This window comes from Hymenobacter sp. BT491 (assembly GCF_014349165.1).
GTDB classification, from domain to species: domain Bacteria; phylum Bacteroidota; class Bacteroidia; order Cytophagales; family Hymenobacteraceae; genus Hymenobacter; species Hymenobacter jejuensis.
On record NZ_JACSJJ010000002.1, the window covers coordinates 376,846 to 395,941 of the forward strand.

The window sequence follows — 19,096 nt, forward strand, 5'->3', positions numbered from 1 at the left end:
AAAAATTGAAACGCGTGATGCACTAGGGATAAAAAACAAACGCGCCCCGCTGCTATAGCGGGGCGCGTTTTGGTTGTGGTAGGTGTGGTGAGACTAGTGCGTAAACACGGAGGTGAAGATGGTTGCTTTGGCCTTATCAACGCCGTTGGTTTCGGTCAGCCGAAGCGCGGTGGGCGAGAGTTCGGTTACTGCGTACCGACGAACTACGCCAGGAAGCGTAACGGTCAGCGAATCGCGGGTGGTGCTGAGCTTCCAAGTACCCGAAATCTGCTGCGGATCAGCGGGGTTGCCTTTCGTGGCGCCTTCGTTCTCTACGTACGTACCATCAGCGTTATACTGAATCTGGTTGTCGCGGGTGTAAGGCTTTACGGTAAACAGGACATCCGTCGTAACGGGGCCCGTGCCGGAATTCCAAGTTCCTGTAAGAGCGGTGAGGTGCCAGTTGCTACCGGTCAAGGCATCGCCTGAAGCTTGCGCATTGGCAGCAGGAGCAGAAGGCTCCTTTAGCTCAACAGTTTCTTTCTCACAGGCGGCTAAGGATGCGAGAGCAGCCAAACTCAGGAAGAGAGACAGTTTTTTCATGAAAGAATAAAATGGTGAAAGAAATTCACGCAAATACTGCGTAGTAGCCATGCGGCATAGGCAACCAGTTTATATCCAAGAATAATTCCTCTCCGAAGTGCTTGATTCGGAGTAGGTTACTGGCACAAAGATAATAGCAAAAACAAAGAGGCTATGAAAAATTCTATAACATAATCTTGGCGTTGAAATCTTTATATTTTAAGAATCAATAAAATAAATTGCATTCTGTAACATAATTCCTTTTGAAAACGTAGCGCGCCCCTATCAAGCGAAATATTTTAAATATTAGTATATAATTATATCGATTCACTTGGTTCAGGCTGGCAAATCTGGCAGTAGTAAGTAGCTCGACCGCCAACATATTTTTTTGCAATTTCCTCTTTCTGATGCCGCGGGCAAAAACGATGTTGGTCGGTGCCTGGCGTAGCCGATTCGTCCCATTCGCGGGCATGAATCAGAAAGTTTGCCGGAAACTGCCGATAGGTGGCCTCTTGGGTTATAGCAGTTTTCAGAACTGATTGAATAGCAGCATGTAACGAGCTAAACTCGGCATCCGTGAGCGTGTTGGCGCGGCGCTCCGGATGAATCTTAGCTTGATACAACACTTCATCTACAATCCAATTGCCAAGACCTGCCGTGATGCTTTGGTCGAGCAGCAACGGTTTGATCAAAGTCTTCTTTTTACGCAATACCTGTGAGAGCTCTTCGAGGCTTATTTTCAGTGCATCAGGCCCCAGCTTCTTGTCTTTCTGGTACTGCTCAAGGCTATCCGTCAGGCGAATACGACCGAACTTGCGCGGGTCGATAAAGGCAACCCGCAGTCCATCGGCCAAGTGAAAAGCTACCCGTGTGAAACGCGGTGCATCGTAATCGTGGCGGTAGGCTCCTACGTCGCCCGTCATGCCAAAGTGCAATACAAGCGCCGAACCGTCGGCAAATTCTAGGAAACAATTCTTGCCTAGTCGGCGCGTGGCCACTACAATTTGCCCTACCACACGGCGTCGCAGCGTGTCTTCCTCGACGGCCAGCACATGTCGGTCGAATACTTCAACAGCGGTAATGGGTTGGTGCAGAATAACTTCGTCGAGAAAGCGACGGTAGGTTTCAACTTCGGGTAACTCAGGCACGGGCAGGAAACGAGTAAATTGGGGCACAAAAAAGCCACAGTCAGCGCCTGACTGCGGCCTCTTTGGGTCAACAACAAAGTGCTCCGAGGAGTTGCACTGCCGTGTTTTTCACACCCGCAGCAAGCCTTCTACCACGACTACGCCCGTGCCCCCAATCTGGATCGATTCGATGGCTTCGCGCGGACCTTTGATGCTCACCGTAACCGTACCGGGGCGGCCCAGCCAATGGCCCTGTTCGGCGATAAATTCGGGTTTTTGAAGGTGACCATAATGCCACAGGTAAGCGGCCATGCCGCCGGTCGCAGAGCCTGTGACGGGGTCTTCGGCCACATCGGGTGGGGTGCAGAAATGACGGGCAAACGTATCGCCGGCAGCAGTAGCGCCGCCTAGGCAAAAGAGATGTGGGCTGAAGAAGTCGCTGGCGGCCCGGTAGCGGTCTAGGCCGGCCGGGTCGGGAAGCGAAGCCCGCCGCAGGGCATCGTGGTCGCGCACCAGCATCATGAGCTGTGGCGTGCCTGTACTAACCGTCTGGATGGGAGCGCCGGGGGCTAAGTCATCGGCGGTGAGCCCAAAGAGCGGCATCACTACGGCAGGGTCATGGAGGCTTCCGAACACGGGACGGCGCTGGGTCATGAGCACCTGCGGCGGCTCGTGGCTGGTGGCGGGCGCTTCTACATCAATGCGAATGGGGCCTTCCAGCAACTCTAGCTGTAACGTGGTTGTGGCTCCTGTAAGTGTCAGACGCCCAGTGTGTAGCAGGGCTGTGATGGTGGCAATAGTAGGATGGCCGGCCAGCGGAATCTCCTCGGCCGGCGTGAAGTAGCGAACGCCGAACTCCGCCACGGACGAGCGCCGCACAAATGCCGTTTCCGACTGGTTAAATTCGCGGGCCAGGCGCTGCATCGTTTCGATGCTAAGCTCATCAGCATCAAGCACTACCGCGCACGGATTGCCGCCCAGAGGCGTAGTAGTGAAGGCATCAACCAGAAGAAAGGGCAGAGAAGTCGTCATGGAGCTAAGGTCGGGAAATAGGCGGGCGCAGCCAATAGCGCTTCTGGATACCAGTGGGAGCAAAAAGCGCCGTTAAAGGCAACAAACAAAAAAGACAGCCTCAAGTAGAGACTGTCTTTTATAAATGGTTGATTATTAATTAGTTATGACGGGTCGGAAAGAAGGGCTACCTGTTGGCCGCGGTTGTTGAATACGCCACCGCGCGCACTGACGTACAGGCGGTTATCCTGTTCGTCGACCAAGATGTAAGGAAACGATGCGCTTGTCGAGCGGGTGAGGCGTCCGACTACTTCAACCGTGCTCGAATCTTCGTCGAGGCGCACCACTTTCAAGCCATTAATCAGGTAGTACTGCGCGTCGGGGTTGCTGCGGAAGGTGATTTTGCCAAGCACTTTCACCGGCGAACCCGCTACCGGTTGGGCCGGACGGCTTGCCAACGCAACGGGTGCGGCCGAGGGGGCCGTCGAATGCGTGCTGGCAACTATCTGATCGTTAGCACGTTTCCAACCATCGCTGATAGATTTCAGGCGGGGTGCCCGGCCGGGGTGCGTTTCCGAGCCTTCGTCGTCGGAGATTACGGCCATGGCCGTTTGGGCTTCGGCGAGGCTGGCGCCCATTTTGCGCAGTACAAAGCCCGAAAACTCGTCGGCTTCCAACTCGTCGGCGGGTTGCGAACCCCCGGCGCGCAACGTGTGCCCGTTGAGGTGGTGTCCCATTTCGTGCGCCAAAATGCTGATGCCGGCCCAGTCGGTGCGGCCAGCCTTATTGACGGCCGATACGAACTCGGGGTTATATAGTAAATAACGTTTTCCACCGTACACCACGGCTGCGGCATTTTGGACTTCGGTAGTTGCTCGCAACTCGAAGCGCGGCTTGAGCCCCACTACGTCCGTGATTTCGCGCAGCACGTCGCGAGTGCCAGTAGCGGAAGATTGGGCAAAAGCATTGCCCGTAAGCAGAAGCCACCCGGCAAGCAACAAACCTGCAAAGCGGCGGAAGATGCGATTTTGGGTCATGGGAAAATCCTTTTGGCTATAGCATTACCAGGCAACTTTGCTGCCAATCTAACGGCGGAATACAACTGATCACTGGTCTGTAAGCATAACGTTAACCGAAGCTATTTTCGTTTGAAATCGTGAAAAAAGTTCGGCGTAAGCTGCCCGAGGAGGTAAGCCGTTTTTTGGAGGAGAACTAGGAATAAAAGAGCCCCAATCCGTAAGCTTACGGGTTGGGGCTCTAGCGTCAGGGGTGTTGTACTGTAGCCTGCCAAATGACCAACCGCTCCTTTGCGGGCCGCTACATGGCATCGCCTTCTTCGATGTTGAAAGCGGTGTAGAACGCATCCAGGTTTGACAGCGGCCCGTCGACCCGGAACCGGCTGGGGGAATGGGGGTCGGTGAGTACCTGCGTCCTTACGCTTTCATTCCGGGCTTTGGTGCGCCAAATGAAAGCGTAGGATAGGAAGAAACGCTGGTCGGGCGTGAGGCGTCAACCAGTTGGTTGCCCTTGCCCTGTGCCGTTTTTTGAACGCTGGATAGGCTACCGTCACGCCGCACAAGTCGCCGATGTTGCAGCGATACCAGAAATACGCAGTGCTGTATCGTGGCTTACCGATTGAGGATCAGCAGTATGCAGGAAAGCAGTGGATGCCACATTTGGGTTGTAGCAGAAGATAAGTGCCTGAAATTGAGGGAGCACCAGCAGTTCCCAGCGCGTCCGACAGGTTCTGCCACTACCCGGAAGCCAGTACGCCTGCAAAAGAGAAAATATTATTAACACAAATACTTAATTATCAACTATTTGTGTTAGGCTATGCGACGTTTTTTAGCTTGGCCTTCAGCGCTGGAAAATCGACGGGTTTGGACAGCAGATCATCGGCCCCCAGCGTCAGGGCTTGCTGGCGGGTCTGCTCGTCGCTGTAAGCCGTGAGCATCATCACGGCGGGTGGCGGCGTCTGGTATTGCTCCCGGATGTGCCGCAACAGCTCCAAGCCACTCATGCCCGGCATGTTGATGTCCGAGAGCACCAGCTGGGTCTGGGAGGGATGCTCGGCCAGATAAGTCAAGGCCTGCTCGCCCGAATAGCAAAAGGCCAAATTCAGTTCCCCACTGCGAAGTTCGCGGCGAAACCGCTGCTCAAACAGCAGCTTGATGTCCATTTCGTCGTCTACCACCAGGATCGTCATGAATGAAACACGTTAACTAGGGTACATCATCTCCGCTTGTGCCGCCCATGCCATTGCTTAAAAGGTCTGCACGGCTACCTCATAATAGTCAATGCTGGGCTGGCCTGCAAAATAGGGCGCCAAATGATCAAAAACTTCCTGCACCTCTCCGTTGGTTTCGGCCTCCTTTCGGTGCTCTTCGTTGTCCCAGTACATCACGGCCAGGCACCGATTGGCGGCAGTATTGGTCAGGAAACGGCTGGTAACGTAGCCTGGTTGCACCTTCAGGACCGGCGCGATGGCGTTGCGAAAGAGTTCGACTGCCTGCGGGGTGGTGCCGGGCTGGAGGTCAACCTGAAAAATACGAGCGTACAACATGGTCGTTACGAGGTAGAAGAACGGGCAAAGAGGGCAGAACGCACACCTACATTCTCCCCGACGGATGCCAAGCCAGCGTGTGTTGCCGACGCCTGCTTGAAGCAGGAAGATGCACCTCGTAAGTAGGGAATTATAATCAAAAAATCATACAGGTATCTTGAGCTTTCCGAGTGCCTGACTATGCCCCACCGAGGCGGCGCTTTTCCAGGCAAACCGGGTGCTCAGTTGTAATCAGATGCGGCCTACAGTGCCGCGTATGCTCTTCTGAACGAACACTCTACGCTATTGTAAGTGGCAGGCAGCGAAGGCTGAAACTCGCGAGATAGCACAGGTTTAGCAAAAGGCATCAGTTTGGTCAAATATCTGATAATAAAGACCTTACCTGCTCGGGTAATTCTTCGGGACCGCTGGATAGTTCGTCGAGGTAAAGCGCTGACTTATCGGGCAGCAGCAAGCGCCATTCCGTCAATACTTCTTCCGCTTCCTCACCAGCCGACATCGACTGGTGTGTGCGCGGAGGCGGACAATACTGGTTCCACATGCTGGCCAAAGCGCACAGGGCGTCGTAGAGTTGGGCGTTGCGCTTGGTTAGCTGGGCCCGCAGGTCTGCGTTTTCGGCGAGCACATCGGCCATATTCTGAGGCTGTTCCATGCTCTAATGTAGCACACTTGCGTACAGAACGCACGCAAATGCTTGCTAAACTGATAGTTGCTACCGCTTCAAAATTGCGCGAGCAGATTACGCTTTCGCCAACTGCTTCGCCGACGCAACGGCGGGCGTAGGGCGCTCGCCGATTTGCTGCCGCCACATGGCATAGTACAGACCTTTCTGGGCCAGCAACTCTTCGTGGCGGCCGTATTCGGCAACATGCCCACGCTCAAGCACATAGATGCGATCGGCGTGCAGGATGGTGCTGAGGCGGTGCGCAATTAGGATGGTGATGTGCTGCCGCGAGCCCGACAGCTCCCGCACCGTCTTGCTAATCTCTTCTTCCGTAAGCGAGTCGAGGGCGGACGTGGCTTCGTCGAACACGAGCAAAGTAGGGCGGCGCAACAGGGCGCGTGCGATGCTAAGGCGCTGTTTTTCACCACCCGATACTTTCACGCCGCCTTCGCCAATCACCGAATCGAGGCCTTGCGGGGCGCGGGCCAGCAGCGAATCGGCTGCCGCTTCGTGGAGTGCACGGAGGCACTCTTCGTCGGTGGCGTTGGGCGCCACAAAGCGCAGGTTCTCGCGAATGGTGCCGGCAAAAAGCTGCGTATCCTGCGTGACAAAACCAATCTCTTCGCGCAGCTCGTCTAGGTCCAGCTCGTAGCCGGGGATGCCGTTGTAGAGAATGCGGCCCGCCGCCGGCGGATACAAGCCTACCAGCAGCTTCACCAGCGTCGTTTTGCCCGATCCCGATGGCCCCACAAAGGCGATGGTTTCGCCCAGTTGCGTTTCAAACGAAATGCCATCCAAGGCGGCACTACTGGCCGTGAGGTGCTTGAAGCGAACGTCCTCAAAAGCAAGCGTTTGAATCTGGTTAATCTTTTTGGGATGCGCGGGTTTTACTTCCTTCGGCGTGTCCAGAATCTGCTGGAAGTTGGCCAGCGAAGCTTCCGTTTCGCGGTACACGTTGATGATGTTGCCCAGTTCCTGCAACGGCCCGAAGATGGCAAATGAGTAGATGAACAGCGAGAAGAATTCGCCTACCGTAATGCGGCCCTGCACCACCAGAAACAGCATCATCAGCATGATGGCGTTGCGCAACAGGTTGACAAACGTGCCCTGCACAAACGACAACGACCGGATGTAGCGGACCTTTTTCAGTTCCAGCTTCAGGATTTTGCCGGTAGTGGCGTTGAGCCGCTCGGTTTCCTGTTGGGCCAGGCCCAGGCTTTTTACCAGCTCAATGTTGCGCAGGCTTTCGGTGGTGGCGCCGGCCAGCGCGGTCGTTTCGGCCACGATGGTTTTCTGAATAGTCTTGATGCGCTTGCTCAGCACCGAGCTGATGAAGCCCAGCAGCGGAATGGTGAGGAAGTAGGCTGGTGCAATGGGCCAGTACACCGAGGCCGCGTACCACATCACGAATACGATGCCTACGATGGACGTAAACAACACATTCACAAAGGATTGGATCAGCTTCTCGACGTCGGCCCGGACCTTCTGCAACTTGCCCAACGTTTCGCCCGAACGCTGATCCTCAAACACTTGGTAAGGCAACTCTAGCGAGTGCCGCAACCCATCGGAATAGAGCTGAGCGCCTAGGCGCTGGGTGATGACGTTGACGTAGTAATCCTGAAAGTTTTTGGCAATCCGTGACACCATGGCCACGCCCATAGCCAGCAAAATCAGCGGCCCCGCCCCCCGAATAAACGGCCCAAAGCCTTGGTAGTGCAGCCCGCCCGTCGGCTTAACGACGTACTGGTCAATGATTTTGCGGAAGACCCAGGGGTCGAGCAAGGAAAAGATCTGGTTGATGGCCGCCAGTACCAGAGCCAGCACCAGTAGGCCCCAATAGTTGCGTAAGTAAGCGTAGAGGAGTTTCATAGGGAGCAAAAGAATCTACTAGCAAAGCGCCACGGACGGCGATAAGTTTTGGCAGCGCTGTTTCTTTATGCGACTCGAGAAGATACAGAATTCGCGGCAAGTATAAGTAACTGATTAACTGATAATTGCGAAACCAGTGTTTGTTGCTTTCACGGCCTGAATGACATAACGCCGTCTAGCATCCAATACTGCGCTCCGGACACCAAACGGCGTTATGGTAGAATGTACTGGGGCTGCCAGAATGGTTTTCTTACTCCCAACTTCCGCCCAACGCCTTGATGAGCTGCACGCTGTAGCGTAGCTGATCGCCTTGCGTCTGGACGACCAAGCGAGCCGCATCAAGGGTAATGCGGTCGGCGTCAACTACTTCGAAGTAGTTGGTAAGGCCGCGGTTGTAGCGCTCCCGGGTGAGCAGGCCGGCGAGGCGGGCCGAACGCAACGCCCGCTGCTGGGCCTGGAGCTGGGCGGCGCTTTGCTGCACATCGGCTAGGGCCGTTTCGACTTCCTGAAAAGCCACCAGCGCCGATTGCTTGTACTGGGCCGCCGCCGTGTTGTAGCGCGCTTCAGCCACTTGCTGATTGGCACGATTGCGGCCGCCGTTGAAGATTGGGATGGCAATGCCGCCGCCCACGTAATACGTGTAGCTTTGGTTAAGGCGCATGATTTCAGTGAGTTGCGAGCTCTGCGGGCCAACGTAGCCGGTGAGCTCCACAGCGGGCAGGCGATTTAGGCGGGCCACGTCGATGCGGGTATTGGCGGCGGACAGCTGGCGCTCGGCCTGTTGCAAATCGGGACGGCGCGTGAGCAGATTGGCCGGCAGCGAAGCCGGAACAACTGGCGCCGCCAGCAGGGTAGGGCGCGGCGCCACCGTAAAGGTACTGGCCGGCTGACCGCACACAGTAGCCAGCGCGGCTTCGAGCCCCGCACGCTGCCGCTTCAACTCAATGATGCCGGCTTCGACGTTGGCTAGCTCGGTTTCGGCGCGGCGCACGCCGATTTCGTTGTCGACGCCAGCTTTGAAACGGGCCTGCACGAGCTGCAAATTCTGAATTCGGGCCTGACGCGTGCTGTCGAGCACGCCTAAATCGGCGTCGAGGCTGCGGATGCTGAAATAGTAGTTGGCCGCGTCGGTAGTAAGGGTGAGCTGCACGGTACGCAGCTCGGCTTCGCTGGCCTGCTGGTCGGCTTCGGCGGCCTGCACGTTGCGCCGTAAACGACCCCACACATCGACTTCGTAGCTCACATTCAGGGGAACGTAAAACTGCTGTTGCTTCACGCCCACCGCTGCCACATTCGGAATGGCTAAGGGGCGCAACGCCGATAGGCGGCTGCGAAATACCGAGGGGTTAAGCGTTACCTCCGGTGAACGGTAGGAATTGACTACCAATACGTTGGCGCGCGCTTCTTCCACCCGCGATACGGCGGCCTGTACGCTGAAATTGGCTCCCAAAGCCTGTTGTTCGAGGGCCGTGAGGTCGGGGTCGTTGTAAAGCGTCCACCAGGCGGGCACGGCCGGGGCTTGGGGCAATACAGATGCGGTTGCGGAGGGCGGAGTATGGCTAGCTGCCTGCGTAGAAGGAGCGTTGCGCCACTGCGTCGGGGTGGGTACATCCGGCGCTTGGTAGTGCGAAGTCGTTGCGCAACCCGCCAGTAGCAACGCAGTAAAAAAATACAGCAAACCGTGCCGCAAACCAAGGACAAGTGTATACAACTTCATGCGAAGTAGGAAGAGCTAAAGCAAAAAGATGATTTATATAAATGATTAATTATCAATAGTTTATAAAATAATTTGTGCCAACTTCTACGGGTTGGCTCTTCCATCAAGGGGCGACGAAACGCGCGGGCGGTCCGGGTCGTTGAAGCGCGGCGCGGCTGCTGGGGTAGCCGGGCTTTCGGGCTTCTTGACCTCGGCCAGCCTGGTTTTTACTTCCTGGCCTTCCTGCAAAGTTTCGGCAGGGTTAATTACCAATAGTTCGCCGCCCTTAAGGCCCTGGATAACTTCGAGTTGGGCACCAAAGTCGCGGCCCGGGGTGATAGGCTGGTAGTGTACTTTGTTGTTTTGCACAACTACTACCTGCGGTGTGGTGCCGCCCGGCACCAGCGCATTGGCCGAAATAATGACACTGGGCGTGGTGCGCACAAGGTTGAAACGCACCTGCGCAAACATGCCGGGCAAGAGCTTCTGATCGCGGTTGGCCACTTTCACTTCCGTGAGCAGCGTGCGCGTCGAGGTATTCAGGGCGCCGGCGCTCCGCGAAACACGGCCAGCAAACTTGCGGTCGGGAAATTCGGGCACCAGCACATCCGTAGTCAGGCCGGGCCGGATGCTGGGAACGTAGTTTTGGGGCACATTCACAAAAGCCCGCAGCGTATCCGTCTGCTCAATTTTGAAGAGCTGGGCGCCTTCGGCGTTGGTGGTCGATACCAGCGAGCCTACTTCTACGTTGCGCTGGGTCACGATGCCGCTAAACGGCGCTACCACGCGGCGAAACTCCTGCAACGCCGTCAGCCGATTGACGGCGGCTTGGCGGGCGGCAAATTGCGCCTGGCCTTCGTCAAGCTCCTGTTTGGAAATGGCGCCCGGCAGCTCCACGCTCCGCAGGCGGTTGTAGCTGGTGCGCGCCAAGCCCAGGTTGGCCCGCGATTCGGAGATCTGCTGGTCCAGCTCGGGGGTGGCGATGAGGGCCAAAAGCTGGCCGCGGCGCACCCGGGTTCCGATGTCGGCGTACCATGCCTTTACGAAGCCATCGGTACGGGCAAACACGAAGGTTTCCCGGTTCGATTTGGTGTCGGCGGGCAGCTCAATCCGGGTAGAATCGGGGGCCGGGCGGGCGGGTTGCACCGTCAGGACGGGCGCGGCCGTGGCGGCCGTTTTGCTTTCCGCGTTCAGCGCTTTTTCACGGCGCAGACGCGGTAGCAAACCCAGCAAGAACAGTCCGCCAAACACGACGGCTATTACCAGGATGGTTATCCAAAAACGGCGGTTGCTCCGCGGAGCCGTTGAGTCGTCAGTCATCAGAGTTTCAGGTTAGGATTTCCGGGGAAATCGCACCGTGTAGTAATTATATAAGTGATTGATAATCAAATACTTATATATGATTGAATTTTCTACGCCGCAACGGCAGCGGGTTCTTTCTTCTTCAAATACGAAAACATGATGGGCACAAAGAACAGCGTCGTGACGGTGGCCAGCAGCAAGCCGCCAATTACGGCCCGGCCCAGCGGAGCATTCTGCTCGCCGCCTTCGCCCAAACCTAACGCCATGGGAGTCAGGCCGATAATCATTGCCAACGCTGTCATGAGTACGGGGCGCAGACGCGTATAGCCCGCGTCCAGCGCCGCATCACGCGGGTTGAGATCGGGTTCTTCTTCGCGGCGCTCGTTGGCAAACGTCACGAGCAGAATACTGTTGGCCGTGGCCACTCCAATGCACATGATGGCGCCCATCAAAGAGGGTACGCTGAAGGTCGTCTGCGACACAAACAGCATCCACAGAATGCCCGACATAGCGCCCGGCAATGCCATGATGATGATGAACGGATCGAGCCACGACTGGAAGTTGACGACCATCAGCAAGTACACCAGCACAATGGCGCCCAACAAGCCAAACCCGAGGCCCACAAAGGAGGTGTGCATGCTCTCGATCTGGCCGCGTACAGTGATTGTGGTGCCTTTGGGTAAGTCTTTTTCAACCTCCGAAATGATCTTCTGAATGTCGGTGCTGACGCTGCCCAAGTCGCGGTTTTCAACGCTGGCGTACACGTCCAGCACCCGCTGAATGTTGTAGTTGCTGGCTACGGCCGAGGTCTGGGTGCGGCGGACTACGGCGAAGTTGCTCAGCAGTTGGGTAGCATTTTGGGTGGCGCTGGTCACGCCGATGTTTTGCAGCTCGTCCATCGTCGAGAGGTCGCGTTGAGGCGTCTGCACGGCCACTGCGTAGCTCACGCCCGTTTGCTGGTTTAGCCACTGGTTGGGCGACGTTTGGGTGCTGGAACTGAGGTTGACCAGCACGTTATTGGCAATGTCGCGTTGCGAAAGGCCGGCCTGCTGGGCCCGTACCCGGTCGATGTCGATGCGCAGCTGGGGCTGGTCAAATGCTTGATATACAAAGGCATCCACTACGCCCGGAATATTGGCAATCCGCTCCTTTAGCTTTGCCGCAATCTTCTGGTTGGCGATTCTGTTCTTGCCGACCACTTGCACGTCAATCGGGGCGGGCAGGCCAAAGTTGAGCGTTTGATTCACAATATCTGCCGCCTGAAAAAACACGATCAGGTCGGGTTGCTGCTGCTTGAGGCGCCGCCGAATTTCGGTGATGTAGGCAGCGGTTGGGCCGTGGTCTTCGTGCATCGACACCAGAATCTCGCCGTCGCCGGAGCCCACGGTGGGATTGTCGCTGAGCAGCAGGTTGATGGAAATAACGGGCAGGCCGATGTTGTCCATCACCAAGTCCAGCTCATCGGCTGGAATCACCTCCCGAATCACTTTTTCTACCTGCGCAAAGCGGCGCTCGGTTTCCTCGATGCGCGTGCCGGTGGGCACCCGCACGTGCAGCCGCAGCAAGCCGGCGTCCACTTTCGGGAAGAAGTTTTGCCCAATGAACGGATATAGGCAGCCCGACCCCAGAAACAGCACCGCAAAAGATGCCACCACCATTTTACGGTGGTTCAGCGACCAATCCAAGGCGCTGCGGTAGGTGTTGCGGAGGCGCTCAAAGCCGTGGTCAAAGCCTTTGTGCAGGCGCCACACCCAGCTATTTTCGATGCCTTCGGCGGCCTTGCGTTCGGCGTCAGTGATGGGGTCTTCGGCGACTTCGTTGGGGTCGGCGCTGGGGTGGCGCTTCTCGTAATTTTCGCGCAGTAGCTGCTCCAGGCGCGCCTCTTCGGGGCTTACAGGGTGGCCGTCGCGCACTTCCTCGGTGGGCAGGTGCAGCGTGCCTTCTTTGTGGTAGATTGGTAACTCCTTGCGCAGCAAATACATAACCAGCGTTGGTACCAGCGTCCGGGAGAGCAGGTAGGAGGCCAGCATGGCAAAAATCACCGACATGGCCAGCGGCGCGAAGATGGATGACGCCGCACCCGCCAGGAAAAAGACCGGTACAAACACAATGCAAATCGAGAGCGTGGCCACCAAGGCCGGCGTGGCAATCTGCTGGGCGCCGTCCAGAATCGAGCGCTTCAGGCCCTTCTTCATGCCCATGTTGCGGTGAATATTCTCGATCTCCACCGTGGCGTCGTCCACCAGAATACCCACAGCCAGCGATAAGCCGCTCAGGGTCATGATGTTGAGCGTTTGGCTCAAGAGGTGCAGCACAATGATGCTGACCAGAATCGAGAGCGGAATGGAAGTGGCAATGATGAGCGTCGAGCGCCACGACCCCAAGAACAGCAAAATCATCAGGCCGGTGAGCATGGCCGCGATGCAGGCTTCGAGCACTACGCCTTTGATGGAAGCGCGCACGAAAAACGACTGGTCGAATAACAATTTGATATTCAAGCCATTAGGCACGATAGCTTGGATCTTGGGCAACGTCTTCTTGATGCCTTCGATTACGTCGAGGGTGCTGGCCGCGCCGCTTTTCAGGAGGGGAATGATGGCCGTGCGGCGTCCGTTTTGGCGCACAATATTTTGCTGCACTGCAAAGCCTTCGTGCACGTAGGCCACGTCGCGCACATACACCATGGAGCCGCCTACCTGCTTGATGGGCAAGTCGTTGAGCGTGGCAATGGCTTCGGGGCTGCTGTTAAGCTTGACGTCGTATTCGCGCTCGCCGAGCTTAGCCGAGCCCGCTGGAATGATGACGTTCTGGGCGGTGAGGGCGGCTACCACATCGTTGCCCGACAGGCCTTTGCCCGCCAGCGCGGCGGGGTTCAGGTCGACCATGATTTGCTTGGGCTTGCCGCCGTTGGGCAGCAGCACCGAGGCCCCCTGCACTACTGCCAGCCCCGGCCGGATGAAAGCATTGCCCGCGTCGTACAAATCCGATTCGCCCAGGTTGTCGGAACTGAGGCTGGTTTGGGCAATGGGCACGTTGGAGGCCGAATACCGGATGATGAGCGGCGGGGTAATGCCGGGCGGCAGCACCCGCAGCAGGGTCTGGGTCTGGGCAGTGATCTGGGCTACGCCGGCTTCCACATTGGAGCCCGGCTGAAAGAAAACTTTTATCAGGCCTAAGCCCTTAAGTGACTGTGATTCGATGTGTTCGATGTTGGCGACGGTGGTCGAGTAGGAGCGCTCGTTTACGGTTACCACGCGCTGGTTCATTTCCTCGGGGCTCATGCCGGCGTACGTCCAGACCACGCCTACCACGGGAATGTTGATCTCCGGAAAAATATCGACCGCCATGCGGCGAATGGTCATGATGCCGCCCACCAGAATCAGCAGCGACATGACCACGAAAGTATAAGGGCGCGCCAGCGCCAAACGTACGATCCACATAGCGGGAAGGATAAGTAAGGCGGCTTACAAAACGATAAGCCGCCAACGCGGGCCAACTGCCGGGAAGCAGCAAAGGGTAGAACCTACTTCGGGGAAGCGCGCTCCGAACTTGTGTCGGGCAGACCTCGCAAGGTAAGAACTGTCAAATGAACTCAGGATGAAACTCAGCCGCTAATAACGGCCGCGGGCGGCAGATCTGCACGTTTTAAATTGATAAAATGCGATACCGCCGGTGGTTCCGGGCCACGGTGCAGCCGGCGGGCCGCCATAGCAAGGGCCGCTTCGTCGGGGCCGACGCCTTGCGTATGCTGCCGCTCATGCTCGGCCCACGACTCCACCACGAAGTATTCCATAATGCGTTCGGGGTCAGCCAGATCGGCGTAGAGGCCCACCCGGATGGCCCCTTCACGCCGGCGAATGCGGCCAAGCTGTTCCATGGTCGCGGCGAAAGTCGGGACGTCGGCTTGCGCAATGCGATACGCGATGGTGATCAGCACGGGGCCGTCGTTGGGCGTGGGCTCCATCACAATGGTAGGCTCGGCCCAATGGCTGGCAATGGTGAAGTCGAGGTTTTCGCCGTTGCGCAGCGAAAACCGAAAGACCAGCAGAATGCTCAGCAGCATCCAGGCGGCGGCCCCGGCCAGGGCAACGGGCAGGCCAAACTCGTCGGCGAGCGCGCCCCAGGTGAAGCTGCCCAGCGCCATGCCGCCCTGAAACACCAGGATGTAAATGCCCAAGGCCCGCGCCTGTATCCAGTTGGGGACCACCGTCTGAATGGCCACGTTGAAGCTGTTTTGGCTCATCATCCAAGCGCCTCCGCACGCGGTGAGTAGTACGTAGAGCAAGGGCAGGTTACTGGAAAAGCCCATGCCCAGCACCACCACCGCAAACAGCACGGCTGCCAGCGACACCCGCTTATCAATGCTGAACGCACGGTTGAGGCGCGGCAGCAGCAACGCCGTAAGCACGGCCCCGCCGCCCATGCACGAGAGCAGAATAGAATACACCGCGCCGGTTTGGTGCAGCAGCTTAGCAACCACTGGCGAAAGCAGCGCAAACACGATGCTGGCCCCAAACGTGAAGAAGAACGCCCGCACCAGAATGTTCTGCACCGGCGGCGAGAAGCGGGCGTAGCGCACGCCCCCGCGCATGGCCGCCAAAATGCGTTCGCCGGCCAGTGCCGTAGTCGGTGGCTGGGCCTCGCGTTTCCAGCTATATACCATGTAGATAGTGGCCAGAAACGACAACCCGTTGAGCAGAAACGCAAAGCCCGCCGAAAAATAGGCCACCACCAACCCACCCAACGCCGGTCCCACGGCCCGCGCCAAGTTGAAGCTGATGCTGTTGAGCGTGATGGCAGCCGGCAATTGCGAGCGCGGCACCAGCTCCGGCGTTACCGAGCGCCATACGGGGTTGTTGAGCGCTCCGCCGATGTCCAGGGTGAAAGTCAGGAAGAGCAGGCCCCAGGGCGAAATATGACCCAGCAGCGTTACGGCGGCCAGCACAAGCGCGACTACGCCCATCCAGGTTTGGGTGATGAGCAGAAACTTGCGCCGGTCTACGAGGTCGGCGAGGGCGCCGGCGGGCAGGCTGAGCAGAAAAATGGGCAGGGCCGAAGCCGTTTGCATCAGGGCTACCAGCACCGTAGAGTTGGTCAGGTGGGTCATCAGCCACACGGCGCCCACGTTCTGCATCCAGGTGCCGATGTTGGAGACGAAGGAAGCAATCCAGAGCATCCGGAAAAATCCCTCCTTCAGAGGTGCCCAGGGCGAAACAAGAGGCGCTGGCGAAACGGTAGTAGAAGCAGGCATACTCGAACAACGTACGGACGCGTCTTGCATAGGGTGGCGCGTTCGGGACTAGCTTACGTAGCTCCGGCAAAAAATGCTGCCGTACCGCGCTGCCCAAACAAAAACATCCCCGCGCCAGCCGGCCCGGGGATGTTGCGCTGCGGATAAAAGAAAGGTCGAAAGGCAAGCTGTTCCGAGGGTAGCCTGCCACTGGGCAGGCCGCCCTCCGACTATTTTTTGCTGCCTTTTTTGCCAGCTACGGTGTGCTGATCAGGAGAAGAGGCACCACCGCTTTGTTTACCGGTGTTGGGCATTTTGCCAGTGTTGGCCATGTTGCCAGAGTTGGGCATGCCCCCAGTTTTGCTGGTGCTGTTGCGAGCTTCTGCTCCCTTTTTGCCGGCTTCGGAATGCTGCTCCGAAGTGCCGCCACGTGCGCTTCTGTTTGGCATTGTTGTAAGGGTTGAGGGTGGAAAATTAAACCTGTGCCTTTAACGAAAATGCCGCCTAAATAGTGGTGTAAAAATTAAGTAAATGTTCTGTAATACAGATATTTACGCATTTTTACGGATGCCCGCTGCCGGATTCTGACCTGCTCATGCAGGAGAAGATCGGGGTACGCCAAAAGAGCCTTGGCAGAGGCAGCGACCAGCGACCGTACCAGCATAAAAAACCCCGGCCCCGCGCGAGACACGCGGGGCCGGGGCAACCAATCACGCCGCAACCCTACAGGCCCGGCTCCGATAAGTAAATGCAGGAGAATAGGCTATTGCAATTATAGCGTAGTCAGCTTCCCCAGGGTGCAGACAGAAATGCTCCTGCTGCGTTTCTGCTACTTGAGAAGCCGTCTCACTACAAAGATCGCCATTAAGAAAAGCTAGTGCACCGTGAATACTACGGAATTTTACTTTGAAGAATACGTAAAAGGCCTCCGCATTTGACACCGGTACAGAGAGGTATAAAATAATTGATTTTATATAAATAATTGACTGTCAAATACTTGTAAGAAAATAATCCTTTTACGCTTCAGTGGGCGCACCAAGCGAGGCATGAAACAAGTGGCTGACCTTGAGCAGCTCCAAGCAGCGCATCAGTACTGGATCGACGTTGCGGAGCACGATATAAGCCCCGGCCTGATGCAGCAGCAACAGTTGCGACACAAAATGGCTCACCCCGTATTGGCGCACGCACTGCAGCCGGGAGCAGTCAACGAGCAAATGCGGCCGCGCCAATTCGGGGCGCCGGGTCAGCTCGCGCGCCATCTGCGGGATGTCCGCGCCGTCCGGGTTGAATAGCGTAAAGCGCAGTTCGGAGGAGGGTTGCTGCGTCGAATCGAAGGCGGAAGTGTTCATACAGCCGATGAAAGTTGAGCAGCGTAAAAGCCGTAAGCACGTACCGAAACACCGGTAATACCGCCCGCTCTGATGCCGCACAATCAGCCAAAATAATCAGGAGGGTCGGATGCTTAAGTTACACAGAAACCCAAAGTTAGTCAAGGAGTTAGCTGTGTAAAAGGATGGGCTAATATGCTTTTGCCTCCGTACTTCCGCCGCTGAACAGAATCAAAGTGTATATGATATTTCTTGCCACACAGACTCCGCCGGGCTGAGCTGGTTGAGGCCGTGGGCATTCGCCGAATCGGCGTTTGGGCCACTACTCGCGCGGGTTACGTCCTCCGAAACCGTAGCTACTGATTGTCCGGGGCAGCTGCCACTTGGCTGCCGTGCTCGTGGCTGGTGCGGGGTGGAGGCGTGCTACTGAGCAAAAACTCGCGCAGGCGGTTGATGTGCACTTTGATTTCCTCGATGCGCTCTTCCTGCTGCACGGCGTACGGGCCTTCGCCGCGGCTGGCCATGCTGATGAGCAGGTTTTTGCGCTCTTCCATCATGCGCAGCGCCACCCACAAGCTCTCTTCCAGGCTTTCCTGCGTGAGCTTGTAGAGCGAGTCGGCGGTGAAAGCGTGGCCAGTGTGACAGCGGTAGCGCAGCACTTTGCCTTGCTTAATCTCCCACAAAGTGCCTCCACAGTCGGGGCAGGTCATGGGCATCAGTTTGCCGATTTTACTTACGTCCTGTGTAGTGCCCACAACTCTTTCCGCAATGGCGGCCTCTAGTTTAATGTCTTCCGGAATGGTCCTGCCGTTGAGTATTGGCATCTGAACCAAGCGCTGCAGCAAATGTCCCATCTCCGACAACGGCACCACATAATCGATGGGCACGTTGTGCAGCGCACTTTCCGGCATGCTCGGAAACTCGGCCTCCATAGGGTCCTGCACCACGGCCCGCCCGCCGGAACGCTTGATAAACTCCAGCCCGGCTGTGCCGTCGTGCAACATGCCAGTCAGAACGATGCCAATAACGGACGTGTTATAATATACTGATGCTGAACGAAATAGCGCGTCGGCCGAGGGGCGGAAATGATTTTCGCGCGGCCCTTTCGTAACAAGCAGATGCTGTTCTTTCACGAGCAGGTGCCGGTCGGGTGGGGCCAGATACAAGCAACCCGCTTCGATGGGCTCGCCGTCGTGGGGCAGAATGCAGCGCAGCTTGGTATGCCGTGCCAGGCGTTGCACCAAGTGCTCGCCCGATGAGTCGGGCGCAAAATGCTGCACGACCAGCACCGCGGCGGGCAAGTCGGCGGGCAGCTGCTCGACGAGGCAACACAAAGCAGGCATGCCGCCCGCCGACGCACCGATGACGATAAGGTGTTGGCGGTTGTCCACGATCAGAGAGGAAGAATGCGAACCCTGGCCCGCAAGCAAGCCGACCAGCGTTCGTGCCTGAGAATATCTACGGCAAGCAGCACCGTCGGGGCTACGAATGGGGCTCCGTATTAATCGCATATTTGTTGCCCAAAGCCCGTTATTTAAAGGTATTTTTAATAGAAAAACCGAGGTGAAACGCGCGAATGCCCATTCGCTCAAAAATCCTTAGGAGCTTTACCAGTGCCGGCCGTACTGCTATGGAAATGCGGCCGCCTGTCGATCTGGTCTGAATATAACTGTATATTCTTGATAATGAGACGTTTGCTTTAATAGGTGCCGAATTAATACTTGCGGCCTCTTGTTTTGCTTTTC

General features: G+C 56.9%; 15 protein-coding genes and 1 pseudogene. All 16 read right to left on the minus strand.

All coding sequences use genetic code 11. The features are described from left to right. Positions 1 to 93: 93 nt before the first annotated feature. Positions 94 to 582, minus strand: a complete 489-nt coding sequence (locus H9I52_RS07490; RefSeq protein ID WP_187453359.1) for a hypothetical protein — start codon at positions 580 to 582, stop codon at positions 94 to 96. A 296-nt stretch (positions 583 to 878) separates the two neighbouring features. Continuing rightward, positions 879 to 1,709, minus strand: coding sequence for a DNA-formamidopyrimidine glycosylase (gene mutM, locus H9I52_RS07495; RefSeq protein ID WP_187453967.1), 831 nt, complete (start codon positions 1,707 to 1,709; stop codon positions 879 to 881). Positions 1,710 to 1,817: 108 nt separating this feature from the next. Continuing rightward, positions 1,818 to 2,720 carry a PhzF family phenazine biosynthesis protein gene (locus tag H9I52_RS07500; RefSeq protein ID WP_187453360.1) on the minus strand — a complete coding sequence of 301 codons (903 nt, stop codon included), beginning with the start codon at positions 2,718 to 2,720 and terminating at the stop codon, positions 1,818 to 1,820. Positions 2,721 to 2,863: 143 nt separating this feature from the next. After that, complete coding sequence (locus tag H9I52_RS07505; protein WP_187453361.1) at positions 2,864 to 3,736, minus strand: membrane-binding protein; 873 nt, start codon at positions 3,734 to 3,736, stop codon at positions 2,864 to 2,866. A 280-nt stretch (positions 3,737 to 4,016) separates the two neighbouring features. Further along, positions 4,017 to 4,193 (minus strand): annotated as a pseudogene (locus H9I52_RS23300) (M13-type metalloendopeptidase); the annotation flags it as partial. Positions 4,194 to 4,530: 337 nt separating this feature from the next. Continuing rightward, the gene (locus tag H9I52_RS07515) at positions 4,531 to 4,905 is read right to left on the minus strand and encodes a two-component system response regulator (protein WP_187453362.1); all 375 of its coding nucleotides are present in this window, start codon (positions 4,903 to 4,905) and stop codon (positions 4,531 to 4,533) included. A gap of 57 nt (positions 4,906 to 4,962) precedes the next feature. Beyond that, positions 4,963 to 5,262, minus strand: a complete 300-nt coding sequence (locus H9I52_RS07520; RefSeq protein WP_262385987.1) for an antibiotic biosynthesis monooxygenase family protein — start codon at positions 5,260 to 5,262, stop codon at positions 4,963 to 4,965. 355 nt (positions 5,263 to 5,617) lie between these two features. Next, positions 5,618 to 5,914: a hypothetical protein gene (locus H9I52_RS07525; RefSeq protein ID WP_139516720.1), complete on the minus strand. Its 297-nt coding sequence runs from the start codon at positions 5,912 to 5,914 to the stop codon at positions 5,618 to 5,620. 87 nt (positions 5,915 to 6,001) lie between these two features. Beyond that, positions 6,002 to 7,795: an ABC transporter ATP-binding protein gene (locus H9I52_RS07530; protein ID WP_187453363.1), complete on the minus strand. Its 1,794-nt coding sequence runs from the start codon at positions 7,793 to 7,795 to the stop codon at positions 6,002 to 6,004. A 250-nt stretch (positions 7,796 to 8,045) separates the two neighbouring features. Continuing rightward, positions 8,046 to 9,512, minus strand: coding sequence for an efflux transporter outer membrane subunit (locus tag H9I52_RS07535; RefSeq protein ID WP_187453364.1), 1,467 nt, complete (start codon positions 9,510 to 9,512; stop codon positions 8,046 to 8,048). 84 nt (positions 9,513 to 9,596) lie between these two features. Further along, a complete protein-coding gene (locus H9I52_RS07540; RefSeq protein ID WP_187453365.1) occupies positions 9,597 to 10,811 on the minus strand; it encodes an efflux RND transporter periplasmic adaptor subunit in 1,215 nt (404 codons plus the stop codon). A gap of 92 nt (positions 10,812 to 10,903) precedes the next feature. Next, the gene (locus tag H9I52_RS07545; protein WP_187453366.1) at positions 10,904 to 14,233 is read right to left on the minus strand and encodes an efflux RND transporter permease subunit; all 3,330 of its coding nucleotides are present in this window, start codon (positions 14,231 to 14,233) and stop codon (positions 10,904 to 10,906) included. A gap of 164 nt (positions 14,234 to 14,397) precedes the next feature. Next, positions 14,398 to 16,044: an MFS transporter gene (locus H9I52_RS07550; RefSeq protein WP_187453367.1), complete on the minus strand. Its 1,647-nt coding sequence runs from the start codon at positions 16,042 to 16,044 to the stop codon at positions 14,398 to 14,400. Positions 16,045 to 16,253: 209 nt separating this feature from the next. Beyond that, on the minus strand, positions 16,254 to 16,472 hold the full coding sequence (locus H9I52_RS07555) for a hypothetical protein (protein WP_139516726.1): 219 nt from the start codon (positions 16,470 to 16,472) through the stop codon (positions 16,254 to 16,256). 567 nt (positions 16,473 to 17,039) lie between these two features. Then, positions 17,040 to 17,372 carry a hypothetical protein gene (locus H9I52_RS07560; RefSeq protein WP_187453368.1) on the minus strand — a complete coding sequence of 111 codons (333 nt, stop codon included), beginning with the start codon at positions 17,370 to 17,372 and terminating at the stop codon, positions 17,040 to 17,042. A 335-nt stretch (positions 17,373 to 17,707) separates the two neighbouring features. Then, a complete protein-coding gene (locus H9I52_RS07565; protein ID WP_139516729.1) occupies positions 17,708 to 18,742 on the minus strand; it encodes a chemotaxis protein CheB in 1,035 nt (344 codons plus the stop codon). Positions 18,743 to 19,096: the final 354 nt, after the last annotated feature.

Excerpts from the sequence above, each read along its gene's own strand:
- H9I52_RS07490 (WP_187453359.1), bottom strand. The coding sequence starts at position 582 with ATGAAAAAACTGTCTCTCTTCCTGAGTTTGGCTGCTCTCGCATCCTTA.
- H9I52_RS07500 (WP_187453360.1), bottom strand. The coding sequence starts at position 2,720 with ATGACGACTTCTCTGCCCTTTCTTCTGGTTGATGCCTTCACTACTACG.
- H9I52_RS07505 (WP_187453361.1), bottom strand. The coding sequence starts at position 3,736 with ATGACCCAAAATCGCATCTTCCGCCGCTTTGCAGGTTTGTTGCTTGCC.
- H9I52_RS07515 (WP_187453362.1), bottom strand. The coding sequence starts at position 4,905 with ATGACGATCCTGGTGGTAGACGACGAAATGGACATCAAGCTGCTGTTT.
- H9I52_RS07520 (WP_262385987.1), bottom strand. The coding sequence starts at position 5,262 with ATGTTGTACGCTCGTATTTTTCAGGTTGACCTCCAGCCCGGCACCACC.
- H9I52_RS07525 (WP_139516720.1), bottom strand. The coding sequence starts at position 5,914 with ATGGAACAGCCTCAGAATATGGCCGATGTGCTCGCCGAAAACGCAGAC.
- H9I52_RS07530 (WP_187453363.1), bottom strand. The coding sequence starts at position 7,795 with ATGAAACTCCTCTACGCTTACTTACGCAACTATTGGGGCCTACTGGTG.
- H9I52_RS07535 (WP_187453364.1), bottom strand. The coding sequence starts at position 9,512 with ATGAAGTTGTATACACTTGTCCTTGGTTTGCGGCACGGTTTGCTGTAT.
- H9I52_RS07540 (WP_187453365.1), bottom strand. The coding sequence starts at position 10,811 with ATGACTGACGACTCAACGGCTCCGCGGAGCAACCGCCGTTTTTGGATA.
- H9I52_RS07545 (WP_187453366.1), bottom strand. The coding sequence starts at position 14,233 with ATGTGGATCGTACGTTTGGCGCTGGCGCGCCCTTATACTTTCGTGGTC.
- H9I52_RS07550 (WP_187453367.1), bottom strand. The coding sequence starts at position 16,044 with ATGCCTGCTTCTACTACCGTTTCGCCAGCGCCTCTTGTTTCGCCCTGG.
- H9I52_RS07555 (WP_139516726.1), bottom strand. The coding sequence starts at position 16,472 with ATGCCAAACAGAAGCGCACGTGGCGGCACTTCGGAGCAGCATTCCGAA.
- H9I52_RS07560 (WP_187453368.1), bottom strand. The coding sequence starts at position 17,372 with ATGAACACTTCCGCCTTCGATTCGACGCAGCAACCCTCCTCCGAACTG.